Below are 26,409 nucleotides of genomic sequence, written 5' to 3'. Positions count from 1 at the left end.
GGTGAGCCACCGCCAGCAGGACCAGTTCCTCAACTACTGGTTCAACGACATGAAGGTCGAGTACGCCTGGGGCAACTTCCTGGAGTTCCCCTACGGCGGTTCCATCACCTGCCGCGGCGGTTCCTACATCGTCACCGGCCGCCGCCCCGAGGACTCCGGCGACTACGGGCACACCAGCACCTTCTTCCGCTTCCCGCGCGGTCCGCACCACGACTCCGTGCAGCGCTTCCACGCCGAGGACATCCGCTTCGAGGTGCGCGACCCGGACACCGTCGTGATCGACTGCGCCTGGGACAGCGGCACGGTGCACTTCAACGACTGCGACGACACCGCGCAGGCCTTCAAGTCCTTCGCCGAGGAGAGCAGCCCCCATCGCTACCGCATCGGCTCCCAGGGCCCGCTCGTGCGGTACGACTCCTGCCAGCTGTCCGGGCAGCACTCCTACGAGCAGGACGGAGACGGGGCCGGACCCAAGGCCCGCTATGACATGTGCCGGCTGCGCAATCACTCCCCGCAGGACTTCATCAAGGGTGCGGGCGACCGGGTGAAGTTCCTCGACTGTCTGGGGGCCTGAACGGGCCGCGGAGGGCGGGAATCCGGGGGTCCGGAAACGCCGCTGACGCCCTGTGTGCCCGCTGCCACCCCCTCGCCGACGGTGACCAACGGCACACATACTGGTCAGTAATGTTGCCGCTGGTCGGGCCTAGAGTGAGGGCCGCAAGGGCGCCGCCGGGCACCGGCGGCGGCCCGCCCTCCGAGCCGACCAGGGAGACTGCATGCGTTCTCCGAAGGACTTCTTCCGCCCGCTGGCAGTCGGGGCGCCCACACCGGTACGCGAGGTACCGTTCCGGCCGTCCCGGATGATCCACTTCTTCGACCCGGGCAACGAGAAGATGGCCGCCAAGGTGCCGGCCATCGCGCCCACCGTGGACGTACTGCTCGGCAATCTGGAGGACGCGGTCGCCGCCGACCGCAAGGAAGCCGCCCGGTCGGGTCTGGTGAAGATCGCCAAGGCCACGGACTTCGGCGACACCCAGCTGTGGACCCGGGTCAACAGCCTGGACTCGCCGTGGGCGCTGGACGATCTGCTGACGCTGGTCACCGAGATCGGCGACAAGCTGGACGTCATCATGGTGCCCAAGGTCGAGGGCGCCGAGGACATCCACTACGTCGACCGGCTGCTCGCCCAGCTGGAGGCGAAGGCACGGATCCAGCGGCCGATCCTGGTGCACGCCATCCTGGAGACCGCCACCGGCGTCGCCAACGTGGAGGAGATCGCCGGAGCCAGCCCCCGGATGCAGGGCATCTCGCTCGGCCCCGCCGACCTCGCCGCCAGCCGCCGGATGAAGACCACCCGGGTCGGCGGCGGACACCCCGGCTACCTGGTGCGGGAGGATCCGCACGACACGGACGCCGACGCGCCGCGGGCCACCTTCCAGCAGGACCTGTGGCACTACACCCTGGCGCGGATGGTCGACGCCTGTGCGGCGCACGGCATCCTGCCGTACTACGGGCCGTTCGGTGACATCAAGGACGTCACCGCCTGCGAGGACCAGTTCCGCAACGCCTTCCTGCTGGGCTGCGTCGGCGCCTGGAGCCTGCACCCGGTGCAGATCGCCATCGCCAAGAAGGTCTTCTCCCCCGCACCCGCCGATGTCGCCTGGGCCCGCCGGGTCATCGAGGCGATGGGCGACGGCACCGGCGCGGTGATGATCGACGGCAAGATGCAGGACGACGCCACGTACAAGCAGTGCCAGGTGGTCGCCGAACTCGCCGATGCCCTCGCCGCCCGCGACCCCGAGCTGCGCGACGCCTACGCCGCGGCCGAAAAGGAGTAAGACCCGTGTCCGACGCGATCCTGCGACCGCGCCGCTCCGTGCTCTACATGCCCGGTGCCAATGAACGCGCCCTGGAAAAGGCCAAGTCCCTGCCCGCCGACGCGCTGATCCTCGACCTGGAGGACGCCGTCGCCCCCGATGCGAAGGCGGACGCCCGCAAGCGGGTCGCGGCCGCCGCGGCCTCGGGGGAATACGGCTACCGGGAGGTGACGATCCGGGTCAACGGGCCCGGCACCGCCTGGCACGCCGACGACCTCCGGGCCGCCGCCGAGGCCGGTCCGGACGCGGTGGTGGTGCCCAAGGTGGACTCCGCCGACACCGTGCGGGAGGTCGAGCGGGCGCTCGAAGCCGCCGGCGCTCCGGACCGGACGGCCATCTGGGCCATGGTCGAGACCCCGCGCGCGATGCTGAACGCCCGTGCCGTCGCCGCCGCCAGCGAACGCCTCACCGTGCTGGTGATGGGCACCAACGACCTGGCGAAGGAGTTGCACGCCGAGCATGTTCCCGGCCGGGCCCCGCTGCTGACCGGACTGTCCCTGGCGCTGCTGGCCGCGCGTGACACCGGCAAGGCGATCCTGGACGGCGTCTACAACGACGTGAAGAACGCCGAGGGGTTCGAGGCCGAGTGCGTGCAGGGCCGGCAGTTCGGGTTCGACGGAAAGACGCTCATCCATCCCTCGCAGGTCGAACCGTGCAACCGGGCCTTCGCCCCGTCCGCCGACCAGATCGCCCACGCGCGGAAGGTCATTGACGCCTTCGACGAGGCGACCCGCGAGAGGCGCGGTGTGGTCACCGTCGACGGCCGGATGATCGAGAACCTGCATGTCGAGGACGCCCGCCGGATTCTCGCCCTCGCAGAGGCGATCGCCGGACGGTAGGGCGGGTCCGCGAGGTCCTGCCTGGCTCGCGCCCTTCCCGCGCCCGCGGGAAGGGCGGCGCGGTTTTCAGGGCCGTCACGGTGAATCCCATAATCGGACAGGGTGAACAATCGGGACCGGCCGTTGCTCAGGCTTGGTGGTGCGGGGCATCCGGGATAGCAAGATCCCCGGGGTTCCCACCATGAGTGCAGGAGCACAGAGTGAAGAAATCGGCACGCGTCAATGTCGTGATGGCAGGAGCCTGCGGTCTGCTCCTGGCCGCGGGTACGGTCTCGCCCAGCCTGGCGTGGGCCGCGCCGGCCGGCGGCGACGGGGTCTCGAACAGCGACACCGTCGCCCGCTTCGACGCCAGATTCCGCTGCGCGCACCGGGCCAGATTCTGTATCAACGGCCCGGTGCTCAGCGGCAATTTCAGGAGATCGCAGAACGTCCATGTCTCCGGCACCGTCAGCAACAGCGGCAGCCCGACCAACACCAACGCGAACACCAACGACGACACGGGCGGCACGACCGGCACGGCGACCAAGTCCGGCAACAACGAGCAGCATATCCACCACCACCGCGAGTGAGACGGTGGGTGCGCGGTGAGCCGCTCCGGTCCCGGGCGTTCCGGTGCCGGAGCGGCTTCGGGCGAGCACGCTCTCCGGGCGGCGGTGCCGGACGGCCGGGTGCCGGTGCGACGCGGTGCCGGTGGTCTCTCGGCCCGGCGCGGATCAGTGGTGGAAGAGGCCCAGTCCGAGGACGCGCTGGACGTTGTTGCCGCTGCCCGACGAAGCACCCGTGACGGAGTTGGCAGCGTTGGTGGTTCCGTTGGTGTTGGAGAGGTTGCCGCTGTTGTTCGGGTTCCCGTGGTTGATGAAGTTGCCGCTGTTCAGGCTGTTGCCGCTGTGCACCGGCCCGTTCACACAGGCGTGAGGAGACGCCAACACCGGTGACCTGAAGTGGATCTGGCCCAGGCGGTTGTTGCAGACCACCCCGTTGACCGTGCCGTTCAGGGTGCCCACATCGGCGTCCGCCACCGTGGAGAGCAGCGAGTCCGGAAGCGTCACCGCCTGGGCCGCCCCGCCGCCGAACAGCACCAGCCCGCACGCCCCGACGACCGTTCCCGCCTGCACAATTCTTCTCACGACGCTCCTCGCCTCTTCATCCGTCCGATGCCAGACGTATCGTGCTGCCGCGGCCGGCCCGCACCGGCGTTCAACCCGCGGGGAGGAAACCCCTGGCGGCCACAATCAGCCGGGTGGCCCATACTCCCGAGGTGACGGCGGGGCGTCAGGTGACGCTGTGCGGATGGCAGGCCGTCGCCGAGCGGGGCGGCCAGGACTGGGGGGCGAGGATGCCCAGGACATAGGCACGGGCCACGAGGGCGGGTCGGGTCGGGGCGTCCAGGAGGTCGCGCAGCCGGCTGAGGTGGTAGTCCACGGTCTGCCGGGAGAGGTGCAGGGACGTGGCGATCTCCGCGTTGCTGTGGCCGGCGGCCAGCAGGGACAGGATGCGTACCTGACTTGCCGTCAGTGGTGGATGGGGATCGTGTGCGAGCCCCTGGTGGGTGACGATCGCCCAGACACTGGTGGCGCGGTCCGCGCTCCGGCCCACCGTGGTCAGATGCAGCCGGGCGCGGCGCTGCTGACCGCGGGCGTCCGTGAGCACCACGGTCGTCTGGATGCGCCGGCTGCGCCGGGCTATGAGATCGAGCCAGCTGCGGTGCAGCCCCGGTAATTCCGGCGTCGGGCCGAGCACGGTGTGCGCACGGCGGCCGACCAGGTCGGAGAGCCGGGTCCGCAGCAGTTCGGCGGCCGCGGCGCTGGCCTGCTGGATGCGTCCGCCCGCGGAGATCAGGGCGCACGGCAGTCCGCTGTGATCGCGCAGCGCATGCAGGCTCTCCTCGGCCTCCCGGCGCTGGCGCAGGGCGCGGGTGTAGTCGCTGATGTCGATGTAGATGCCCGCCACACACCGCCGGCTGCCTTCCCGGACAGGGAAGCGATGGCCGACCGCCTGGCCGCCGGTGCCGTCGAAGCGGTGGTAGGTGAGGGTGTGCCGGACCGGTTTGCCGCGTTCGAGCACCTCCCGGTCCAGGCTCAGGACCCGGTCGGCGTCGGCCGGGCCGTCGACGTCGGTGACGTCCTTGCCGATGATGTGCTCCGGTGTGGTGCCGTACAGGTGGGCGTAGGCGTGGTTCGCCCAGAGGTAGCGCCCGTTCCCGTCCCGGATGAAGGCCGCGGCGGGGGCGAGGTCCGCGAAGGCGTCGTAGCGGCGGGGGCCGGCCGTTTGGGGGCCGACTTCCACCGCCAGTCCACGGGAGCGGCCCTGCCGGGGGACGCCGAGCGGCCAGTTCACATCGAAGACCCGGCCGTCGAACTGGGCCTGCCAATGGCTGATTTCGGGTGTCTCGGCCGGCCCGGCGAGTTCCTTGCGGACGGTGTCGAGGAACCGCTGGGCGGTCACCGTGTCGTCGAAGGCGCCTCCGCCGCTGTCGATCACGCGTAGCTCACGGTCGGCCTCCCACCAGGACACCGGAAGGTGTTCGAGCAGCGACTTCAGACTGGTCTCGTCCACGACGGGCCCCTTAGTGGTGGTGAGATCAACGGGTTTCGGACGGCGCGCCATCGCCATGCGTATCCCCCGGCGTGGGCAGGCATGCCCGGTTCTCGGCCGATCTGGCGATATCCGCGCGTTCACATCTGCTGCGCTGCGGAGATGCCATACGGCATCACGGAACCTTCACGACGGCATGACGGTATCCACAACTCTGGCATTTGCCTGAGCGGTTGCGGCCCGAAGAGGGGAACGGTGGGCCGCACGGCTGCTTCGCTAGAGGGAACGGCGTTCGGATCCGGGGGGCCGGGCGCTGCCAGCCGTTCCGATGGTTCCCACGTATGAAAAGGAGTCGGATTCCAGTGAGCAAGGTGCTGTTCGTGTATGCCAAGGGTGGTCCGCCCTTGGGGTACGCCCTGTCACGGGTCGCCGCACGGTCGGCAGTGCACCTGCTGGCGCTCAGCGCGCTCCCTCCCACCGTGGCCGCGTCCGCGGACCGGCTGTGTGCTTCGGTGCTGTGCCCCGCCGAGTCCGAACGGCGCGACCTGGTGTCCCTGATCGTCTCCCGGGCCCAGGCGGTGGGCGCGGACGCGGTCGTCACGTTCTCCGAGTACGCCGTCGTCGCGGTCGCGGAGGCCTGCGAGAAGCTGGGCCTGGCCGGCGCGGGCAGCTGCTGTGCCCTGGCCCGCGACAAGCGGATGATGCGGCGCACCTGGCAGGAACAGGGCATCTCCCAGCCCCGGTTCCGGCCGGTCGCCACCGCACAGGATCTGCACGACGCGGCCGCCGCGCTCCGCTTCCCCCTGCTGTTGAAGGCCGCCTGGAGCGCCGGCTCCACCGCCCACCGGACTCTGCGCTCCGCCGAGGACGTACCGGCGGCCTGGGAACGGGCCCGGGAAGTGATGGCCGAATCCGCCCAACTGGGTTACGCCGAGCTGCATGTGGCCGACGCCGGGGCCGACTTCCTCGTCGAGGAGATCGTGCCGGGCACCGCCACCGGGTGGTTCGACCAGGAGGGCTGGGGCGACTACGTCAGTGTCGAAGGCGTCGTCGTGAACGGCGACTTCCGTCCGGTCTGCCTCAGCGGGCGGATGCCGACGGTGGAGCCGTTCACCGAACGTGCCGGGATCACCCCGGCCGCGCTGCCGCACGACGCCCAGCGGCGCATCGTGGCCCTGGCGCGCGAGGCCGTCGATGCGCTGGGGTTGCAGAACTGCGGTACGCACACCGAGATCAAGCTCGGCGCGGACGGGCAGATGTGGGTGATCGAGACCGCCGCCCGGTTCGGCGGGGCGATGACCGTCCCGCAGATCGAGGAGGTCTTCGGCCTGGACCTGATCGGCATGCTCACCGACCATCTGCTGGGGCGGCCGGTCTCCTGGCCCGCCGAGGTGCGCACCCCGCAGGAGGCGCACGGCGCGGCCGGTTCCCTGGTCGTGCTGGCCGTCGACGGCGCCGGTGCGGCCTGGCCGGACCAGCGGGTCTGGGACTTCCCGACGGTGCGGGACGCGGTGCCGCTGAGCGCCGGCAGTCATCTGTCCGTGGTCGCCGAGAACTCGCTCCCGGACGGGGCGCCGGTGCCGGTGTACGACCCGGCCGCGGGCGCCAACACCATGGCGGCGCTGTGCCTGTTGTCCGCCACCGACCCGGAGACCGTGATCCATGACTTCCGGAACCTGGTGGACGCCCTGCCCCAGGTGCTCCCCACGGCCGGCCCCACCACGGAGGTGCACGCATGACCACCACCGCCGTTCTGCCCGCCGGCGCCCCCGGCCCGGTCACCGACCGCACCGTCATCGGTGAGAACCTCTCCCTGCCGCTGTTCCGCACGCTCTCGGGTGTGCTGGCCGGTCACCCGTACCTCAAGGTCGTGGTGGACCGGATCGAGGACACCTGGCATCTGCTCGACACCGCCGTCCACCCCTTCCACGTCAACTACATCGCCACCCGCGTCCTGGGCATGGAACTGACGGAGCTGGACTCCTGCCTGGACGCCTTCAACGCCTCGGTCTACATGGACCCCGAGCGCCGCTTCCTGCTGGGTGTGCTCTCGCTGCACACCGATGAGGACACCGAGGGCCGGGAGCGGCCCTTCCTCGTGCTGGAGACCACCGAGGCCGACACCATGAACGGCCGGCTGCTGGAGGAGTTCTACACCTTCGTCCGGCACCGGGTCGACGGCCGGCTGCCGCTGCTGCTGAAGCCGGCGAACCACGGGCAGGAGCACGAACTCGCCGCGATCAGCGACGTACGGGTGCCGCGGATCCTCGGCCATCAGCTGTTCGGCAACCGCACCCGCACCCCGCTCAACCCGGGGGAGGCCGTCGGCCGGCTCCGCTACTTCCGGACCCTTGAGGAGTACGCGGCCGCGGCCGACGGGCTCGACTGGTCCGACATCGTGGCCATGCCGTGTCTGCCGGACGATGTGCCGCGGGTGGCCGGCTTCCTCAACACCTCGCCGGGCACCCCGCTCTCGCACACCAATGTCCTGGCCTCCGGCTGGGGCATCCCCAACGCGATCGTCCGTGACCTGGAGCGGATGGTCGACGCGGACGTCCTCGACGGTGCCTGGGTCCGCTACCGGGTCCAGGACGACGAGATCACCCTCGTCCCGCTGGCCCACGCCCCGACGCTGGAGGCCCCGGCCTGGCACCAGCAGCGGATCCGGATGGAGCCCCCGCTGCTGGAGGACGTACCGGCGCTGTGGCTGCACCGGCTGCGCCGCGCCGACCGGGACCGGTACGGGACCAAGGCCGCCAACCTCGGCGAGCTCCATCACGTCCTCGACAGCCGTACCGCCGACCTCACCGCCTTCTACGGACAGCCCAGGCCGCCGCGCGCCGACCTCTACGGCCACCTCGCGGCCCGCCTCGGCGCCAAGGACGCGACGCCCGGGGAACTGCGTGCCGCGGCGGCCGACTTCGTGGGCGGGGTCATCGCGGCGCCCCACGGGGTCGCCCTGCCCTTCGCCCTTCAGCACCGCTTCCTGACGTCCTCGCCGGCCGTGCAGCAGGGCCTGGGCAAGCTCAAGATGGCGCTCGAACTCGACGCCGTCGACGTGCTGGACGCGCTCTGTTTGCATTTGCAGCAGCTCATCCGGAACACCCCGCTGCCCGAGGACGTGAGCCGCCAGATCACCCAGGCGCTGCCCGGCGGCCCGGCCACCGGCCGGCGTCTGGTGGTGCGGTCCTCCTCCAACGCCGAGGACCTGCCCGGGTTCTCCGCGGCCGGGGTCTACGAGTCGATCACCACGGTCCACGGCGCGGACGAACTCCTGGACGCGGTACGCCAGGTGTGGGCCTCCCTGCTGTCGCCGCGCAGTGTCCGGCTGCGCCACCAGGCGGGCATCTCCCTCGACGACACGTACATGGGCGTGATCATCCAGGAGTATGTGCCCGCTGACCTCGGCGGTGTGCTGGTCACCTGCAATCCGACCCGGCGCGAGGACTTCCGCAACGTCTACCTCAACTGCTCCCCCGGCTCACCCGAGACGGTCGTCGACGGCACGACGCTGCCGCTCCAGTACCTGTACAACACGGTGGAGGGCGGCGGCCGTACCGTCGCGCTCGGTTCGTCCGGCCAGGATCTGCCCGTGGACACCCGGGACAAGCTGGCGCGGCTGGCGCTGACCGGGCGGCTGCTCCAGTCCCACTTCAGCGACACCGACGTGGACCATCCGCTCGACATCGAGTGGCTGATGACCGATCAGGGGGACTTCCGCCTGGTCCAGATCCGCCCCTACTCGCTGTGATCCGCCGGTTCACCGGCCCGCTGCGCACCCGCCGGTCCCGGCCCGCGGGTGCGCCCCTGCCACCGCGGGCCCGACGGATCATCCGGCTGAACAACGGCTTCCAGCTGCTGTTCAACCTGTTGTGGTGGATGCCGGTCTTCTACGCCTACCAGCGGGAGGCGGGGCTCTCCGACGGGGAGATCTTCGGCATCCAGAGCATCTACTACGTCGCGTTCTGCCTCTTCGAGATCCCGACCGGGATGGTGGCCGACCGTATCGGTGCCCGCAACTGTCTGCGGGCCGGTGCCGTCGTGATGACCGCGGCGAACCTGGCGCCGGTCTTCGCGCCCAGCTACACCGGCTTCCTGGTGCACTTCCTGGCCATCGCCGCGGGCCGCTCGCTGACCTCCGGCGCCGCCAGCGCCTATCTCTACGACGGCCTGGCGGCCGAGGGGGCGGGCGAGCACTATCTGAAGGCCGAGGGCCAGGCGCGGGCGCTGGGGCTGGCGGCGAAGGTGCTGTGCTGGCCGCTGGTCGGTCCGCTGATGGCCGTCGCGCACCCCACGCCGTATGTGCTGAGCGCCGCGAGCGCAGCGGGTTCGCTCGTCTGTGCCGTGGTGCTGCCGCGGCAGGCGACGGCCCGGGACGGCGGCCCCGGCAAGGGGACGTCGCGCGACGGACCGGTGTTCCTGCGCGATGCCGTCTCCGCGCTGCGCTGGGTGTGGGCCACCCCCTGGCTCGCGCTGCTCATGGTGCAGGGCGTCGCGGTCTTCACGCTCTCCCGTATCTGTCAGGTCAACCTCTTCCAGCCGGTGCTGCTGGACCACGGCATCCCGGAGAGTTCGCACGGCGGGGTGCTGGCCGCGATGACCGTCGCGGAGGCGGTGGCCTCGGCCCGTCCGCAGTGGCTCGGCAGACGGCTGTCACCGGTGGCCTGGGTGTCGCTGCTCAGTCTGGCGATGGCGGGCACGCTGGCGGGCAGCACGCTGGGCGGGCCGTGGACCGTGGTGGCCCTGCTGTGCGTGTTCGCCGCGGTCACCGGCTTCGCCTATCCGCTCCAGCGCAAGCTGGTGAACGACGCCATCCCGGCGGGGGCGCCCCGGGCCACCCTGCTGTCCGTCGAGAGCATCGTGGACCGGGGTGTGTGTGCGCTGGCGGCGGTGGCCGCGGGGGCCTATCTCTCGGCGGGCCGGCTGGACGCGCTGCTGTGGCACAGCGCGCTGGCCACCGGTGTGGTGATGGTGGTCCTCCAACTGGTCCTGCGGCGTGCCCCGGGCCGCCGCAAGGTCGCTCCGGTGGCCGAGCCGGAGACGGAGCTGGTCACCACAGCAGGAAACCCCTGAGCGGCACCGTCATACTGGGGACGTGCGGGGTACCGGAGCCGGGCGCTACGGCGAAGGGCTGTTCCGTCCGGAAGAGACCGGCGAGGCCGCCCGTATCGACCTGGGCGCGCTCGCCTATGACGAGGTGAGCACGGCCCGGCTGGCGGCGCTGGGCGCCGGGCCCGGGTGGTCCTGTCTGGACGTGGGCGCGGGTACCGGCACCGTCGCGCGATGGCTGCTGGAGTCGGCGGGTGTCACGGCGGTCCTCGCGGTCGACCGTGACACCCGGTCCCTGGACGCCGACCGGACTCCGGGGCTGTCGGCACTGACCGCCGACATCACCGCGCCGGACTTCGACCCCGGCCGGTTCCAGCTGGTCCACGCACGGTTCGTGCTGATGCATCTGCGCTCCTGGCGCCGCATGATCACCAAGCTGGCCTCGCTGGTCGCGCCCGGTGGTGTGCTGGTGCTCAGCGACGCCGTGGACCTGACGACCGCCGGGGCGCCGGCCACCCCGTACACCACGGTCATGCGGGCGATGTGGCACGGGCTCCGGCAGTCCATCGGCACGGACATCTCCTGGGTGCCCGACTATCCGTACCTGTTGCGGGAGGAGGGCCTCGGCCGGGTGGCCGCCGAGATCCATGTCCCCCCGCTGGTGCCCGGCAGCCCGCTCAGCCGTTTCTGGGCCGACACCTGGGACCGGGCGCGGGACGCCCTGCTGGCGACCGGGCAGGTGGACGCGGCCGGGATCGAGCGGGCCGGACGCGAGCTGTCGTCGGACGACGGCGCCGGCCTCTCCCCCGGGATGCTCACCGCGTGGGGCTGGCGGACCGAGGAGGCCGTCCGGGAGGGGCACCTCTGAGGAGGTCGTCCGCGAGGGGCACTTCTGACGTGCCGCCGGCCGGACGGTCCGGTCCGTCGGCCGGCGGGGCGCGGTCAGCGGTGCTGCGCCGGGTCCGGTGACTGCCCTTCCGCCGTGGGGAGTTGCTGGGTGGAGCAGTGGATTCCGCCCCCGCCCTCGCCGATGTTGTCGACCGGCACCTGAACCACCTTCCGTCCCGGATACTGCTCGCGCAGGACGGCCGCCGCCCGGCTGTCCGCCTTCCGGTCACCGAAGCGGGGCATGACGACCGCGCCGTTGGCCACGTAGTAGTTGACGTAGCAGGCCAGGAAATCCTTCCCGCGCCGCCCGAAGTCCGCCGGCTCGGGCAGTTCGACGACCTCGATCCGCTTCCCGCGGGCGTCGACGGCCCGGTCCAGGACGCCGCGGGCCTGTTCGTAGGCGCCGGTGAAGGGGGTGCGGGGCGCGCCCTTCGCGGGGGTGCTGAGGACCACGACGCCGGGCGCGGAGAACCGTGCCAGCGCGTCGATGTGATAGTCCGTGATGTCCCTGCCCTTGACGCCCTTCACCCAGATCACCTTCGTGGCGCCGAACAGGTCCTTGAGCTTCCGCTCCAGCTCCGCGCGGGTCTTGCCGGGGTTGCGGTTGTCGTTGACGAGGGAGCTCTCGGCCACCATCAGGGTGCCCCGGCCGTCGCCCTCCACGGCCCCTCCCTCACTGACGAGCGGGGCCTTGATCCGCGGGATCCGCCCGTCGGCCAGCACCGCGCGGGCGACCCGGCGGTCATGTCCGTGCTCCTGCTTGCCGCCCCAGCCGTTGAAGTTGAGGTCGACACCGGCGACGCCGTCGGGGCCGAGCACGAAGACCGGTCCGGTGTCCCGCATCCAGAGGTCGTCCACCGGCGTCGGGATGACCTCCACCCCGGACCCGCAAGCCCGCTGCGCGGCCTTCGCGTCCCGGTCCCCGGCCAGCAGCAGCACCGGCTCGAACTCGGCGACGGTCCGGGCGAGTCGGGCGATGTCGGCGCGCACTCCGCCGACGTCCGGCCCCCAGATCCGCCGGCTGGGCCAGGACAGGTAGGTCGCCTCGTGCGGATGCGCCTCGTCGGGCAGCCGCCATCCGCCGCCCGGCCGCGCCGCCGCGGGGACGGCGTCGGTCCCGTGCGGTGCGGCCCCGTCGCGGTCCGGTGTGCCGCAGCCGCTCAGGGCTCCCCCGAGGGCGGTGGCGACCGCCGCTTGCAGTGTCTGACGTCGGGATATTTCCACGGTCAACTCCCTGACTGAAAATTTGGTCAGGACGATGGTAGGGCATGATCGGATCCGAGCCACCTTGATTTCTTCGGACAGCGGGAGCATTCGATGCCGGACAGGCCCACCCAGATCCTCGAAGCCGCCGCCCGGCTGATCGCCCGGCGGGGCGTCCGCGGGCTGCGTGTCGAGGAGGTTTCCGCGGAGGCCGCCGTCTCGACCGCACTGATCTACTACCACTTCAAGGACCGCGCCGGACTGCTGCGCCGCACCCTGGAGTTCATCAGCCGGCGCGCGGTCCGCTACACGGACGCCGCGCTGGAGACCTCCGACGATCCCCGGGTACAGCTCACCGAGATGCTGCTGCTGGAGCTCCAGGACAGCCCCCAGGTCAGGGAGAACAGCGCGGCCTGGGGCGAGTTGCGTGCCACCGCCGTCTTCGACCCGGACCTGCGGGAGCTGCTGGCCGACGCGACCCGGGAGTGGGTGAACGATCTCGCCGGGCTGCTGCGCCGCGCCCAGGAGGCCGGTCCGGACGGGGCCAGGACCGACCCGTATGCGGCGGCCGAGCGGCTCACCGCGCTCGTCGAGGGCCTGAGCGAACGCTGGCTGAGCGGCACCACCTCGCTCCAGCGGGCCCATGAGCTGCTCCGCGGCGCCGTCGAGACGGAACTCCGGCCGGTCTGACCGATCTTGCACCCCGGCTGCCCCCGCCCCACGGCGGGGGCAGCCGTGTGTTTGAACCGGTGAAAGGCCCCGCCACCACACGGTTACGGCGCCGGCGCGGCCGCCATAGCGGATGAACTCAGCGCTTCGGTGAATAAGCGGACATCAACGACTGTTTTCGGTCGGAGTCCGGCACGTGACGCTCTGCGCGTGATCGCCCGTTCTCACACGGTCCCCACCATGGGATCCGTCGCCCGCCAAGGAGCACGACAGGTGGCGGTCCTCCGGTAGTTGGCCGTATCTGACGGAAAATTTTTTGTCTTGGTGGGTAAATAGTGAAGAAAGGCGACCGAAAGTGTGCATCTGTTTTTGACCATCGATCGGCCGCTCAGCGATGGTCCTTCGCATGCCCGTCATACCCCGACCCGCGGCCAGCGGCCCGCTGCGCCTGCGCGACTTCCGTCTTCTGCTCGCCGGTGCCGCGGCCGGCCAACTCGGCGCCCAGGTCACCCTGGTCGCCCTGCCCCTCGTCGCGGTATTGGAGCTCAACGCCCCCGCCTTTCAGGTGGGGTTGCTCACGGCCGCGGAGACCGCCGCGTTCCTGCTGGTCGGACTGCCGGCCGGGGCCTGGGTCGACCGGATGCGCAAGCTGCCGCTGATGATCCGGGCCGATGTCGTACGGGCCGTGGCGATGGCCAGCATCCCGCTGGCCGCCGTCGCCGGGGTGCTGACGATGGCGCAGCTGTATCTCGTCGCCCTCGTCACCGGTGTGGCGACGGTCTTCTTCGACGTGGCGCATCAGAGCTTTGTGCCGCACCTGCTGCCCAAGGATCAGCTGGTTGCGGGCAACGGGGCGCTGGAGACCATCCGTTCCTCGGCGCAGGTGGCCGGTCCCGGGCTCGGCGGCGGTCTCGTCCAGCTGCTCGGGGCCTCCCTCGCCATCGTCGCCGACGCGGTCGGCTATGTGCTCTCGGCGCTGTTCCTGTGGGGGATCAAGCAGCCCGAGAGCCGCCCGGAGCGCGGCGCGGGGACGTCCCTGCGCCAGGACATCGGTGAGGGGCTGCGGTTCGTGTTCGGGCACCGTCTGCTGCGGGTGATCGCGGTGACGACGGGCCTGGCGAACTTCTTCACCGCGACGCTGATGGCCACCCAGTCCGTCTTCCTGGTCCGGGTGCTCGGGCTGGCGCCGGGCGTGGTCGGCCTCGTACTGGCCGCCTCGGCGGTGGGCGGGCTCGCCGGGGCGCTGTGCGCGGGGCGGCTCGCCGCCCGGCTCGGCCAGGCCCGGATCATCTGGCTGTCCGCGCTGGCCACCGGCCCCTTCGCGCTGTTGTGGCCGCTCTCCGGGCGCGGCGCGGGCGCGGCACTGTTCGCGGTCGGCTCCGGTGTGGTCTTCTTCGGCGCGGTCGTCTACAACGTCGCGCAGGTGAGCTTCCGTCAGGCGCTGTGTCCGCCCCGGCTGCTCGGCCGGATGAACGCCACTCTGCGGTTCCTGATGTGGGGCACCCTGCCGCTCGGTGCCCTGGCCGGCGGTGCGCTGGCCGACGCGTTCGGCGCCCGCACGGCGCTGGCGTGGTGCGCGGCCGGATTCCTGCTCGTGCCGCTGCCGCTGCTGCTCTCCCCGCTGCGCCGGATGCGGGACCTGCCGGCCGCCGAGGCGGCCGAGGACTCCCCCGCCGACAGCACGGACCCGGCCGAGCCCGCGTCCGTCGGCTGACCGCCGGCCGCCGTATCCGGCCCGGACCTTCTCTCTCCACTCTCTCTCCGCGCACGGCCTTCCCACCCGCACCGCCCCCTGGCGATGCGCGACCGTCACGACAAAGAGGATCACGTGCTCAGCATCACGAGCCAGTACCTGGCCCGTTTCCGGCGGTTGGACGCCGGTGACGGCACCCCGGTCCTGCTGCCCGTCACGGGCGCCCAGCGTCGCTTCGCGCTGGTGCGTGCCATGGACCCCCATGGGCGGCCGGATCTCGTGCCGATGTTCTTCGCCTTTCCGCGCGGCACGGTCGACCCCGTACGCCTCGCGGCGGCCGCGAACCGTCTCGCCGCCCGGCACCCCGTGCTCCGTGCCCGGCCCACCGTGCTGCGCGGCGCCCCCGTACTCCGCCTGGAGCGGCCGCAGGTCCCTGTGATCCAGGAGACCTGCGCGCCCGGCGAGGACGCGGCCACCGTAGTGCGCCGGGCCCTGGGCCGGTGGGCGCCGGAGGGCGCACCGATGCGGCTGTTCCTGGTGCCGGACGGTCCGGAGGGCGCGGAGGAGGTGCTCGCCGTCGTACTGGACCACAGCGTGTGCGACGGCCAGTCGCTGGCCCGGCTCGTCGGGGAACTCGGCGCCGGCTACGACGAGGACCCGGGCGCCGAGGGCCCCGCTCCCGCCGATGTCGCGGCCGAGCTGGCCGCCTACCGGGACGCCGTGCTGCGGCAGCTCGACGCGGAGGAGCGCGCGGGGGCGCCGGAGGCCATGGCGTACTGGGGCGAGCGCCTGCGCACGGTGTGCGAACAGGCCCCCGTGGCCCGGCCGGAGCCCCTCGCCCCCGGTGCGCCGCCGAGCGGCTCGGCCGTGCTGCGGATGCCCGCGCCCGCCGACGGGGTGCCGTTCCCCGAGCTGCTCGACGCCTGTCGCGCGGCGGCGGCGGTGCTGTACGGGGCGGGCCATGTGGTGCCGCTCGGCTACCCGTGGGGCGGCCGACCGGCCGGTGCCGCGCCGGTGCTCGGCTGTTTCCTCAACACCGTGGTCTTCCCGACCGCCACGGGCGACGCGCCCACCGCCTCGGCCACGGCGGCCGCCTGGTGGGACGACCTGGACCATGCCGCCACCCCCTTCGACGCCGTGGTGCACGCCGCCCGCGCGGCCGGCTCCGGCTGGCGCGGCCGGCTCGACGGCATGCTGACCGTCGACGACACCCGGCGCCAGCCGCCGCTCCGCCTGGGCGGGGTGACCGGCCGGGAGATCCATGTCGACGGCCGGGCGGTCCGCGGCCCCTTCGCGGTCTCCGTCTCCCAGGGCTCCGGGCTGCGGCTGCGCATGGTGTGGGACCGCGCGGTGCTGCCCGATCACGCCGCCGAGAGCGCCTTCTGCGCCCTGGCCGACGCGGTGCGGACACCCGTACCGACGGCCGGCTGACCCGGGGCCCGCCCCCGCGCCCACGACCTGACCCGGGGCAACGCCCCCGCACTCACCAACCGACCCCGCCGGACCTGCCGCGCGATCCGCGGCGCGGTCCGTGCAACCCCCCACAGGCCGGGCCCGACCATGTCCCGGCCGAGCACATCAGACCCGACGACCTCAGGGATCGCCCATGCTTCCGCTCTCCTCCTCGCAGGAGATCGTCTGGCTGCACGAACAGGTGCAACCGGGCAGCCGCGCCTACAACTTCACCGCCGCCCTCGACCTGTGGGGCACGCTCGACACCGACGCGCTGCGCGACGGACTCGCCGCCACCCTCGACCGGCACGCCGGTCTGCGGCTGGAACTCGTCGCCGTCGCCGGGGCGATGCCGGGACAGCGGGTCGCCGCGGCCTGTGCGCCGCGGCTGCGCACGGTGGACCTGAGCGGGGCGGCGGACCCGGAGGCCGCGTTCCAGGACCTGCTGCGCACCGAGGCGGAGACCCCGCTCGACACCTACGAGGCACCGCTGCTGCGCTGGACGCTGGTACGGCTGGCGGACGAGCGGCACCGGCTCATCCACGTCGAACACCATCTGATCCACGACGGCCACTCGTTCGCGATCCTGCTGCGGGACGTGTTCACCGTCTACCGGGGCCGCGTCCTGGGCGAGCCGGTGGAGCTGCCGCCCGCTTCCTCGTACGCCGACCATGTCCGGTCCCGGTCCGGGGACGAGGCGACCGCGGAGCGCCGGGACGGTCTGGAGTTCTGGGCCGAGGCGCTGCGGGAGAAGTCCTACGACCTGCCGCTGCCCGGTCTGGCCCGGCCCGGGGCCCGGCGGCGGCACCACGGCGGCCAGTTACGCCAGTCGATCGGTGCGGATCTGGCGGAGCGGCTGCGGGCCCACGCCCGGGACCGTGGGCTGACCCCGTTCGCCACGCTCCTCGGGCTCTTCGCCGAGCTGCTGCGCCGGCACAGCGGCCGCGCGCAGATGGTGATCGGCACCGCGGTCGGCAACCGTCCGCGCGGTTTCGAGGACGCCGTGGGCATGTTCGTCAACACCATCCCGCTCCCGCTCCGGCTGGACCCGGCCGCGCCGGCCGAGGAGTCCATGGACGAGGTGACCGACACCCTCATCCGTGCGCTGCCGCACCAGGAAGTGCCGATCCAGGAGCTGACCCGCGCACTCGGGCTGCACACCTCGGGGGCGGACAACCCGCTGTTCGACGTCATGTTCAGCGCGCACGACGCCGAGCTGCCCGACATCGAGGTGCCCGGCCTGGACATCACCCTGTTCGAGGGCTTCAACACCGGCACCACCCGGTTCGACCTGGACGTGGTGCTGCTGCCGGACGACCGCCGTGGTGTCGGTCCCCGGCACGGCGCAGCGGGCATGACGCTGGTCTGGGACTACGACGCCGACCTGTTCGGCGAGGACGTGGCGAAGCTGCTGGCGGGGCGGTTCCTCGACCTGCTGCGGGCATATCTCGACGCGCCCGGCACCGCCCTCGCGGACCTGGCGCCGCCGCCGGCGGTGCCGGCCCTGCCGGCCGCCGCTCCGCAGGCACCGGGGCACGACCCGCTCGACCCCGCCACCGCCCACGACCGCTCGCTGCCCGCGCTGCTCGTCGGCGCCCGCCGGCTCACCTACGGCGACCTGGCGGACCGGGTCGCCTCGCTCGCACAGCGGATGCTGGCGGCGGGGGTGACCGCCGGTCAGCCGGTGGCCGCGGTGCTGCCCCGCGGTGCCGACTCGGTCGTGACGCTGCTGGCCTGTCTGCGGACGGGGGCGGTGTACTGCCCGCTCTCGCCGTCCGATCCACCGGCCCGGCTGACGCTGCTGCTGGAGCGGCTGAGCCCGGCGCTGGTGCTGACCTCGGCGGACACTCCCGCCACCGTTCCCGACGGGCTGCCGTCGGCCACCGTCGACACCCCGGTCCTGCCGCCCGCGCGGGCCGCGGAGACCGTGCCCGGTGCCGCGTACCTCATCCACACCTCCGGCTCGACGGGCATCCCCAAACCCGTCGCCGTGGGCCGCGCGGCGCTGGAGAACCATCTGACCGGCGCGGCCGAGCGGTTCGGGCTGGGTGCGGGTGACCGGGTGCTGCTGTTCGCCCAGCCGTCGTTCGACGTGGCGCTCGAAGAGGTGCTGCCGTCGCTGTACGCCGGGGCGTGCCTGGTCGCCCCCGAGCGCGAGGTCCCGACCGGCACCGAGCTGGCCGAACTGCTGGTCGCCGCCCGGGTGACCGTGGCCAATCTGCCCACCAGTTACTTCCTGGCCACCCGTCAGGAGATGCGCCCCGCGCTGCGGGACGGTCACTGGGCGCCGCGGCTGCTGGTGCTCGGCGGGGAACGTCTGCCGGCGGATGCGCTGCGCGCGTTCCTGGCCGACACCGACAGCACCGTGCTCAATGTCTACGGCGTCACCGAGGCCGCGATCAGCTCCACCGTCCAGGAGATCACCCGGGACGGTCTCACCGAGGGGGCGGAGATCCCGCTCGGTACCGAGCTGCCGGGCGAGCGGGTCCATGTCCTGGACGCCCACCTCCGGCCGCTGCCGGACGGCGCGGTCGGTGAACTGGCCATCGCCGGGGCCGGGTTGGCCGAGGGCTATGTGGGCAACCCCGAGGCCACCGATGCCCGGTTCCGCCGCGTCGAGGCGCTCGGCGGTGAGCGGGTCTACCTCACCGGTGACCGCGGCTACCGGGGCCTCGACGGGCTGCTGTACTTCCTGGGACGCCTGGACCACCAGATCAAACTGCGGGGTTACCGCATCGAACTGGAAGAGGTGGAGGCGGCCGCCTCGGCCGCGCTCGGCGGGCGGTCCTGCGCCGTCGTCCTGGACCGCGAGGCCCCGGGCGGGCCGCGGCTGGTCGGCTTCCTGGAGAGCGCGGACGAGGACGGGCCGTGGGACGAGCAGGCATTGCACACGGAGCTGAGCCGACGGCTGCCGAGCGCCCTGGTCCCGGGGCGCTGGGCCCGGCTCGACGTCATGCCGCGGCTGGCCGGCGGCAAGCCGGACCGGACCGCGCTGACCCGCAGCGCCGCCGCGCTGGAACCGGCCGCCCCCGACGGGGAGTTCGGTGACGGGCCGCCGGTGGAGCCGGCCGATCCGATGACGGCGCTGCTCGTCGAGGGCTGGCGCGAGGCCCTGGGTCACGACCGCTTCGAGGTGTCCTCGGACTTCTTCCGGTCCGGTGGCCACTCGCTGCTCGCCGCGCAGCTGGCCTCCTGGCTGGAGCCGCGGCTGGGGCAGCGCCCGCCGCTGCGGCTGCTGTTCCAGAACCCGGTGCTGACCGACCAGGCCGCCGCACTCGCCGCCGTCGGCACCGCTGCCGCCGGCCGCACCCTGCCCGTTCCCGCCGCCTCGACCACCGTGACGGAGTCCCGATGACCCAGCCGATGACCGCCCGGACGGCGGCCCCGACGACCGCCGGCGCGCTCAGCATCGCGCACGGCGCAGGTCCCGCCACCGACGGCGCGACCGAGGTCCTCGCCCGCTTCGAGGAGTGGGTGCGCCGCTCCCCCGACGCGCCCGCGGTGATCGACGGGACGCACAGCTGGACGTACCGGCAGATCGGCGAGGCCGCCGACGAGGCCGCCGCCGCGCTGCGTGCCCGGGTGAGGCCCGGGGACCTGGTCGGCGTCTGCCTGGACCGCTCGGCCGCCCTCGTGGTGACCGCCGTCGCGCTCGCCAGGATCGGCGCCGTCTATCTGCCGCTGGGGCCCCGTCCCGGGGAGCGCCGCACCGAGGCCGTCACCGAGGATCTGAACGTCGGCTGTCTGATCGGCGATCCCGCGCTGCTGCCGCCCCGGCACCGGGCGGGCGACCGGCTGGAGCTGGCACTGCCCGGCGAGGGGGCCAATGCCACCGCCACGGTCGTGGCGGCCTTCGCCGCGCCCGGTGCCACCGCGCACTCCGCGCCCGCCGGGGCGTTCTACGCCGTGCTGACCTCGGGCTCCACCGGCCGCCCCAAGGCGGTGGCCGTCGGTGAGCCCGCGCTCGGCGGGCTGCTGGACTGGTACCGCGCCACGACCGGGCTCGGCCCCGGTGACCGGCATTCGCTGCTGATCGGCGTCGCGTTCGACCCCCATCTGCTGGAGCTGTGGGCCGGGCTGACGTCCGGAGCGGCGCTGGTGCCCGCGCCGGACGAGGTCCGCTGGGACTCCGTGGTGCTCGCCGACTGGTGGCGCAGCGCCGGGTTGTCGGTGGCGATAGCGGCGACCCCGATGGTCGAGCCGCTGCTGGACCGGCCCTGGCCGCAGGACCTGAGGCTGCGTCATCTGATCGTCGGCGGTGACCGGATGCGCCGCCACCCCGGCGCGGAGGTGACCGCCACCGTCCACAACGCCTACGGCCCGGCCGAGGCGACCGTGGTCGCCACCACCTACGCCATGCACGGCACGGACAGCGCGGCGGGCACGGACTCCGCGCCGCCGATCGGTCGCCCCGTACCGGGCGTGACCGTGATCGTCGCTGACCCGGAGGGCCGGCCCGTCGAGCGCGGTACGGAGGGCGAACTCCTCATCGGCGGCAGCGGGCTGGCGCTCGGCTATCTGGACCCCGAGCTGACCGCGCGCCGCTTCACCGCCGTGCCCGAGGGCCTCGATCTGCCGGGGGTGGAGCGGGTGTACCGCACCGGGGACCGGGTGCGGATGCCGGCCGACGGGCGGCTGGAGTTCCTCGGCCGTCTCGACGACCAGGTCAAGATCAGCGGGGTGCGGATCGAACCGGCCGAGGTGGAGGCCGCGTTCGAGCAGGACCCGGCGGTCCTGAGCGCCGTCGTCACCGCGCCGCGCACCGCCGACGGCCGGGCCCGCCTGGTGGCGTACGTACGGGCGGCGGCCGGCGCCGGGCTCACGGCGGACGACCTGCTGCCGGCCCTGCGGACCTGGCTGCCCGAGCAGGCCGTTCCCTCGGACGTCCGGATCGTGGACTCCTTCCCGCTGGATGCCAACGGCAAGGTGGACCGCGCCGAACTGACCCGGCGGGCGGCCGAGTCCAGCACGTTCCGCCCCGGCGCCACCCCGGACGGGAGCGCCCCGGACGGTGCCGGGTCCTCCGGTGCCACCCCCGGTGAGCGGCTCGTGCTGAGCGCCGCCCGTGATCTGCTCGGCCGGCCCGGGATCTCCCTGGCGGACAACTTCACCGCGGCCGGCGGCACCTCCGTGCTCGCCGCCCGGCTGCTGACCGTCATCGAGAAGGACAGCGGGATCCGGCTGCGCGCCCCCGAGCTGCTCCGCCAGCCCGATCTGCGCGCCGTGGCCCGGCTCGTCGATGAGCGTGCCGCCCGGCAGCCGGCAGGTGCCTGACATGACCGCCCGCACCCCCGCGTTCCCGTCCTCCCCCGACACCCGGAAGGAAGGCCCCGTGCCCACCGAAGGCACCCCGTCCCCCGCACCACTCCCGGCCGCTGAGCGCACCGCGGCCGGCCGGCCCGCGCCCTCGGCCGGTCTGCCGGCCCTCGTGGCCTGGCACGCCGCCCGGACCCCGGACGCCCTGGCCGTGGCGGACGGCGACAGCACGCTCACCTATGCGCAGCTGGTCACGGCGGGCCGGGCGCTCGCCGCGCAGCTGCGGGCGCACGGCGTCGGCCCGGGTGACTCCGTCGCCCTGCTGATGCCCCGCTGCGCCCGGACGGTCGTCGCCCAGCTCGCGCTGTGGTGGGCGGGCGCCGTGTGTGTGCCGCTCGATCCGGCCCATCCGCGCGCCCGTTCCGAGGCGCTGGCCGCCGAAGCGGGTGCCACGCTGACCGTCGGCGACAGCAAGCTCCTGGAATCCGCCGCGCTCAGCGGCGCCACCCTCGCGCTGCCCGCTGAGCCGCTGATGGACGGCGACCCCGCCCCGGCGGCCGAACCGGCCCCGGACGCCACCGCGTTCATCATGTTCACCTCGGGCTCCACCGGCCGCCCCAAGGGCGTGGCCGTGCCGCATCGTGCGATCGCCGAGCTGGTCTCCGAACCCGCGTATCTCACCCTCACCCCCCGCGACCGGGTGCTCTTCCACTCGCCGATGACCTTCGACGCCTCGACGTTCGAGGTGTGGGGCGCCCTGGCCAACGGCGCCGCGGTCGTGGTGTGCACCGCCGAGCGGCCGTCGTTTGAGGACCTGGCCCGGCACGTGGAGCGCCACGGCGTGACCGTCGCCTTCTTCACCACCGCGCTCTTCCACCAGCTGGCCGGCCGCCGCTCCCGGATCTTCGCGCCGCTGCGCACGGTGATCGTCGGCGGCGAGGCCCTGTCCGCGCACCATGCCCGCGCGGTCCTGCGGGCCTTCCCCTGGCTGGAGCTGGTCAACGGCTACGGGCCGACAGAGGCGGCGACCTTCACCACCACCCACCGGGTCACCGACGCCGACTGCGACGGCCAGGTGCCCATCGGCCGGCCGATCGCCGGGGCGGCCGTGCACCTCCTCGACGCCGCCGGGCGGCCGGTCCAGGACGGTGCGCAGGGCGAACTGTGGATCGGCGGCAGCCGGCTGGCGCACGGCTACACCGGGCAGCCGGAGCTGACCGCCGAACGCTTCGGCCGGCACCCCGAGTTGGGGCGCCTCTACCGCACCGGCGACCTCGTCTCCCGGCGCCCGGACGGGCTTCTCGACTACCACGGGCGCACCGACGACCAGGTGAAGATCCGCGGCTTCCGGATCGAACCCGCCGAGATCGAACACGCCCTGCGGGAGCGGCCCGAGGTGGCCGACGCGGCCGTGACCGTGCACCGCCCCGCCCCCGACGACGCCCGGCTGGCCGCGTTCGTCGTGGCCGCGTCCGGACCGGTGCCCCGCCCCGAGACGCTGCGCGACCGGCTCGCCGCCGTGCTGCCCGCCCATCTGGTGCCCGACGAGGTACGGCTGGTCGACGCGCTGCCGCTCACGCCCTCCGGCAAGGTCGACCGCCGCGCCCTGACGGACCTCGTCACGACGGACGCGCCCGGCGCCCCGGCCGGTCCGCTCGGCCCGCTGGAACAGGCGGTCGCCGAGATCTGGAGCCGGTCGCTGGGCCGTGAAGTCACCGGTGCGGATGCCGACTTCCTCGCGCTGGGCGGCCACTCGCTGCTGGCCCTCGCCGTCACCGACGACCTGCGCGAGGAGCTCGGTGTCGAGCTGACCCTCGCCGACTTCTTCGCCGCCCCCACGGTGGCGGGACACGCCGCGCTGGTCGAGCGGGCGCTGCTCGCCGCGCACAGCGATCTGCGCCCCGGCGCCCCGGAGGACACCGATGAGCACTGACATCCCCACCGGGGCGGCGCTCCAGGAGGAACTGCTGCGCCGGGCGCGCTCCCGCGCCGCCCGCCCCGCTCCCGCCCCCGAGGCCGTCCACCACGGACCCGCGCCGCTCTCCCACGCCCAGCGCCGGATGTGGCTGATGGACCGGCTGGGCCAGGGCGGCGCCTCGTACAGCGTGCCGTTCGCCACCCGGCTGTGCGGTCCGCTCGACCTGGACGCGCTGGCAGCCGCGCTGACAACCCTGGTGCGCCGCCACGAGATTCTGCGCACCCGGTACGGGCACCAGGACGGCGAGCCCTACCAGGAGGTGCTGCCCGCGCCCGAGGCGTTGACGCTGCGCGTCGTGGAGACGGCCGCCGACGGCGCCGGCGCGCTGCTGGCCGAGGAGGCGCACCGCCCGTTCGACCTCGCCGCCGGTCCCGTGCCGCGCGCCCTGGTCCTGCGGCACGGTCCGCAGGACCACACCGTTCTTCTGACGTTCCATCACATCGCCCTGGACGGCGCCTCGTTGGAAACCGTCGCCGGGGAACTGGCCGAGCTCTACGCGGCCGCCGCCGGGGGCACCGCCGCCGAGCGGCCGGCTCCCCCGCAGTACGCGGACTTCGCCCGGCGGGAGCAGGCCGCCGCCGACCGCCTGGAGCAGGGTCTGCGCCACTGGGAGGCCCGCCTCGACGGCCTCTCCCCGCTGCGGCTGCCCCGCCCCGCGCACCCGCCCGCCGACGGTGGCACCCGGTCCGCCGGAACGCACACCGCCCCGCTCGACCCACGGGTGCCGGCGGCCCTGCGCGAGCTGGGCCGACAGCACCGGGCCACCCTGTTCACCGTGGCCCTGGCCGCGGGCTTCGCCGCCCTGCACCGCTTCACCGGGCAGGACGACCTGGTGATCGGGGTCGCCGGCAGCCACCGGCAGGGCCCGGAGATGCGCGGACTGGTCGGCCTGTGCGTCAACACCCTCCCGGTCCGCGTGAACACGGGCGGCGACCCGTCCTTCACCGTGCTCGTCGAGCGCGTACGGGAGGCGCTGCTCGACGCCCAGCAGAGCCGCGAGGTGCCCTTCGATCTCATCCTGGAGCGGCTCGGGGCGGCCGCCCGCGACACGGACGGGACGGCCCTGATCCGGGTCAGCGCGGACGTCCTGGGCGAGCCCACCACCCTGCGGCTGCCGGGCACGGTGAGCGAGTATGTCGAGGTCGGCGCCGGTGAGGCCAAGTTCGACCTCTCCTTCGCGCTGGTGGACACCGAGGCCCCCGCCGGCCTCGTCCAGTACGGCCGGACCGCGCTGGACGAGGAAGCGGCGGCTGCTCTCGGTACGCACTACGGCGCACTGCTCACCGCCGTCGCCGACGACCCGGACCTGCGGCTCTCCCGGCTGCCGGGTGCGGTACCGGCGCCGCGGGACGGGACCGACACCCACCCGGCCGAGACGCTGCTGCGCTCGCACCCCGGGGTGGCCGAGGCCGCGGTGCTCACACCGGCCGGCGGCCCCCTGCTGGCTTACGCCGTACTGCGCGGGATCGGCGGCCCCACACCGGCCGAACTCCGCTCCCGTCTGCGGGCGGAGCTGGCGCCGGAACTGGTGCCCGCCGCGGTGACCCTGCTGGACGCGCTGCCGCGGACGGCAGACTGTGCACCCGACCCGGCCCGGCTGCCCGGCATACCCGCCGCACCCGCACCGGGGGGCGCCCACGCCGAGGCCGTGACCGAAGGCTTCACCGAGCTGCTGGGCCGTCAGCCCCGGCCGGATGACGACTTCTTCCTCCTCGGCGGTCACTCGCTGGTCGCCGTGCAGCTCGCCGAGCGGCTGCGCCTGGCACTGAAACTGCCGCTGACCGGCCTGGACATCATGCAGGCCCGCACCCCGCGCGCGGTCACCGCGCTGCTGGACGCCCGCGCGGAGGAACGGGCCGCCGCGCCCACGGTCACCGCGGCCCGTCCGCGGCGCTCGCGCGAGGGCACCGTCCTGGTCACCGGCGGCACCGGCGGGGTCGGCGCCTTCGTGCTGCGCGAACTGGCCGCACAGGGCCGCCCGGTGCTGGCCCTGGCCCGCCCCGAATCGGCGCACCTGGTCGCCGGTGACGGGGTGGAGGTCATCGAGGGCGACCTCACCGATGTGGCCGGGCTGCGCAAGGCCGTCGAGAGTGCTGATGCGGTCATCCACGCGGCCTGTACGTTCACCCGCCCCGAGGTCGATGTGACGGCGATGGCGGCGATGGTCGGCGCCTGGTCGCGCGGCCCGTTCGTCTTCGTCAGCAGTGTGGACGCCTATGGGCACCCCGCCGGCGAGTGGGTGGCGGAGGAGTCCGCCCCGGGGCAGCCGCTGAGCCCGTACGGACAGGCGAAGCTCGACTGTGAAGCGCTGCTGCTGCGGGCCGCCGGTTCGCAGGGCCGGGGCGGGGCGAGCGCCGTCCGCTCCCCCCTCGTCTGGGGCCCGCACCAGAGGCTGCGGGACCAGTTGCGCTGGGGCGCGACGGGTCTGCTCTACCAAGCCGCACGGGAGGGCCGGCCGCTCGTGCTGCCCCGTCCGGGTACCGGTGGCCATGCCTGGTACGGCGCGGCCTGGGTGCACGCCGCGGCCCTGGCCCGGTCCGTGGTCTGCTGCCTGGACGCTCCCGTGCACGGCGTCGCCAACGCCGTCAGCGGCCATGTCACCTGGCGGGATCTCGCCGCCACACTGACCGAACTGCTCGGCAGTGACAGCGAGATCCACGAGGCGGACGAGGTCCATCCGGACCTCGACCACCGGTGGCACTACCACGCCGACCGGCTGGCCCCGTCCCTGCGCCTCCAGCCGGGCGAGGACGTGCGTTCCGTGCTGGCGGCGATGGCCGGCCCGGCCGAGCGGTGACCCGGTCGGGGTGACGACGCTGCGCCCGGTGGCCCAATCGGCCCCCGGGCGCTGCTGTCGTCACGCCTTGCGGGGACAGCGTGCTCCGGGAAATCACCGCTTCCCCGGCCTGCCCCTCGCCGTTTCCCGCACTCGGCTTGCGACCATGGGCGGGCTGCCGGGCTGACGCCCTC

General features: G+C 73.4%; 17 protein-coding genes and 1 pseudogene. 15 read left to right on the top strand and 3 right to left on the bottom strand.

What is annotated here, in order from left to right:
• The 4 genes and pseudogenes from AC3EUV_RS34715 to AC3EUV_RS34700 form a co-directional block, all read left to right on the top strand.
• A pseudogene (locus AC3EUV_RS34715) lies at window positions 1-574 on the top strand (glycosyl hydrolase family 28-related protein); the annotation flags it as partial.
• Window positions 575-776: 202 nt separating this feature from the next.
• On the top strand, window positions 777-1,838 hold the full coding sequence (locus AC3EUV_RS34710) for an HpcH/HpaI aldolase/citrate lyase family protein (protein ID WP_435604642.1): 1,062 nt from the start codon (window positions 777-779) through the stop codon (window positions 1,836-1,838).
• Between the two features lie 5 nt (window positions 1,839-1,843).
• Complete coding sequence (locus AC3EUV_RS34705; protein ID WP_432146264.1) at window positions 1,844-2,716, top strand: HpcH/HpaI aldolase/citrate lyase family protein; 873 nt, start codon at window positions 1,844-1,846, stop codon at window positions 2,714-2,716.
• Between the two features lie 200 nt (window positions 2,717-2,916).
• Window positions 2,917-3,285: a hypothetical protein gene (locus AC3EUV_RS34700; protein ID WP_432146265.1), complete on the top strand. Its 369-nt coding sequence runs from the start codon at window positions 2,917-2,919 to the stop codon at window positions 3,283-3,285.
• A 144-nt stretch (window positions 3,286-3,429) separates the two neighbouring features.
• Here AC3EUV_RS34700 and AC3EUV_RS34695 read toward each other — a convergent pair whose 3' ends face one another.
• Complete coding sequence (locus AC3EUV_RS34695) at window positions 3,430-3,831, bottom strand: hypothetical protein (protein ID WP_432146301.1); 402 nt, start codon at window positions 3,829-3,831, stop codon at window positions 3,430-3,432.
• Window positions 3,832-3,988: 157 nt separating this feature from the next.
• Window positions 3,989-5,272, bottom strand: coding sequence for a PAS domain-containing protein (locus AC3EUV_RS34690; RefSeq protein ID WP_432146266.1), 1,284 nt, complete (start codon window positions 5,270-5,272; stop codon window positions 3,989-3,991).
• Between the two features lie 341 nt (window positions 5,273-5,613).
• On the opposite strand from AC3EUV_RS34690, the gene AC3EUV_RS34685 reads away from it, so the two are divergent.
• From AC3EUV_RS34685 to AC3EUV_RS34670, 4 genes are read left to right on the top strand one after another with little or no spacing between them, the layout of a single operon-like run.
• Window positions 5,614-6,990: an ATP-grasp domain-containing protein gene (locus AC3EUV_RS34685; RefSeq protein WP_435604641.1), complete on the top strand. Its 1,377-nt coding sequence runs from the start codon at window positions 5,614-5,616 to the stop codon at window positions 6,988-6,990.
• Window positions 6,987-9,002: a PEP/pyruvate-binding domain-containing protein gene (locus AC3EUV_RS34680; protein WP_435604640.1), complete on the top strand. Its 2,016-nt coding sequence runs from the start codon at window positions 6,987-6,989 to the stop codon at window positions 9,000-9,002. The genes AC3EUV_RS34685 and AC3EUV_RS34680 overlap by 4 nt, the downstream gene beginning before the upstream one ends.
• Window positions 8,999-10,324: an MFS transporter gene (locus AC3EUV_RS34675; RefSeq protein ID WP_432146269.1), complete on the top strand. Its 1,326-nt coding sequence runs from the start codon at window positions 8,999-9,001 to the stop codon at window positions 10,322-10,324. The genes AC3EUV_RS34680 and AC3EUV_RS34675 overlap by 4 nt, the downstream gene beginning before the upstream one ends.
• 22 nt (window positions 10,325-10,346) lie before the next feature.
• Entirely contained in the window at window positions 10,347-11,168 is an 822-nt protein-coding gene (locus AC3EUV_RS34670; protein WP_432146270.1) for a class I SAM-dependent methyltransferase, read from the top strand.
• A gap of 74 nt (window positions 11,169-11,242) precedes the next feature.
• On the opposite strand, the gene AC3EUV_RS34665 is transcribed toward AC3EUV_RS34670, so the two are convergent.
• Complete coding sequence (locus AC3EUV_RS34665) at window positions 11,243-12,412, bottom strand: agmatine deiminase family protein (protein ID WP_435604639.1); 1,170 nt, start codon at window positions 12,410-12,412, stop codon at window positions 11,243-11,245.
• 93 nt (window positions 12,413-12,505) lie between these two features.
• Between AC3EUV_RS34665 and AC3EUV_RS34660 the strand changes: the two genes are divergently transcribed.
• From AC3EUV_RS34660 to AC3EUV_RS34630, 7 genes are all read left to right on the top strand, one after another.
• On the top strand, window positions 12,506-13,081 hold the full coding sequence (locus AC3EUV_RS34660; RefSeq protein ID WP_432146272.1) for a TetR/AcrR family transcriptional regulator: 576 nt from the start codon (window positions 12,506-12,508) through the stop codon (window positions 13,079-13,081).
• 385 nt (window positions 13,082-13,466) lie between these two features.
• A complete protein-coding gene (locus AC3EUV_RS34655) occupies window positions 13,467-14,774 on the top strand; it encodes an MFS transporter (RefSeq protein WP_432146273.1) in 1,308 nt (435 codons plus the stop codon).
• A gap of 114 nt (window positions 14,775-14,888) precedes the next feature.
• Window positions 14,889-16,184: a condensation domain-containing protein gene (locus AC3EUV_RS34650; RefSeq protein WP_435604638.1), complete on the top strand. Its 1,296-nt coding sequence runs from the start codon at window positions 14,889-14,891 to the stop codon at window positions 16,182-16,184.
• A gap of 175 nt (window positions 16,185-16,359) precedes the next feature.
• Complete coding sequence (locus AC3EUV_RS34645; protein ID WP_435604637.1) at window positions 16,360-19,560, top strand: non-ribosomal peptide synthetase; 3,201 nt, start codon at window positions 16,360-16,362, stop codon at window positions 19,558-19,560.
• Window positions 19,557-21,479: a non-ribosomal peptide synthetase gene (locus AC3EUV_RS34640; RefSeq protein ID WP_432146276.1), complete on the top strand. Its 1,923-nt coding sequence runs from the start codon at window positions 19,557-19,559 to the stop codon at window positions 21,477-21,479. Before AC3EUV_RS34645 ends, AC3EUV_RS34640 begins: the two co-directional genes overlap by 4 nt.
• Window position 21,480: 1 nt before the next feature.
• Window positions 21,481-23,394, top strand: a complete 1,914-nt coding sequence (locus tag AC3EUV_RS34635) for an amino acid adenylation domain-containing protein (RefSeq protein WP_435604636.1) — start codon at window positions 21,481-21,483, stop codon at window positions 23,392-23,394.
• The gene (locus AC3EUV_RS34630; protein ID WP_435604635.1) at window positions 23,384-26,236 is read left to right on the top strand and encodes a condensation domain-containing protein; all 2,853 of its coding nucleotides are present in this window, start codon (window positions 23,384-23,386) and stop codon (window positions 26,234-26,236) included. Before AC3EUV_RS34635 ends, AC3EUV_RS34630 begins: the two co-directional genes overlap by 11 nt.
• The last annotated feature ends 173 nt before the right edge of the window (window positions 26,237-26,409 follow it).

The sequence above is a fragment of the Streptomyces sp. bgisy130 genome, assembly GCF_057708345.1.
The sequence above is the reverse complement of the archived record's forward strand: the minus strand, read 5'-3'. Positions and strand labels throughout refer to the sequence as shown.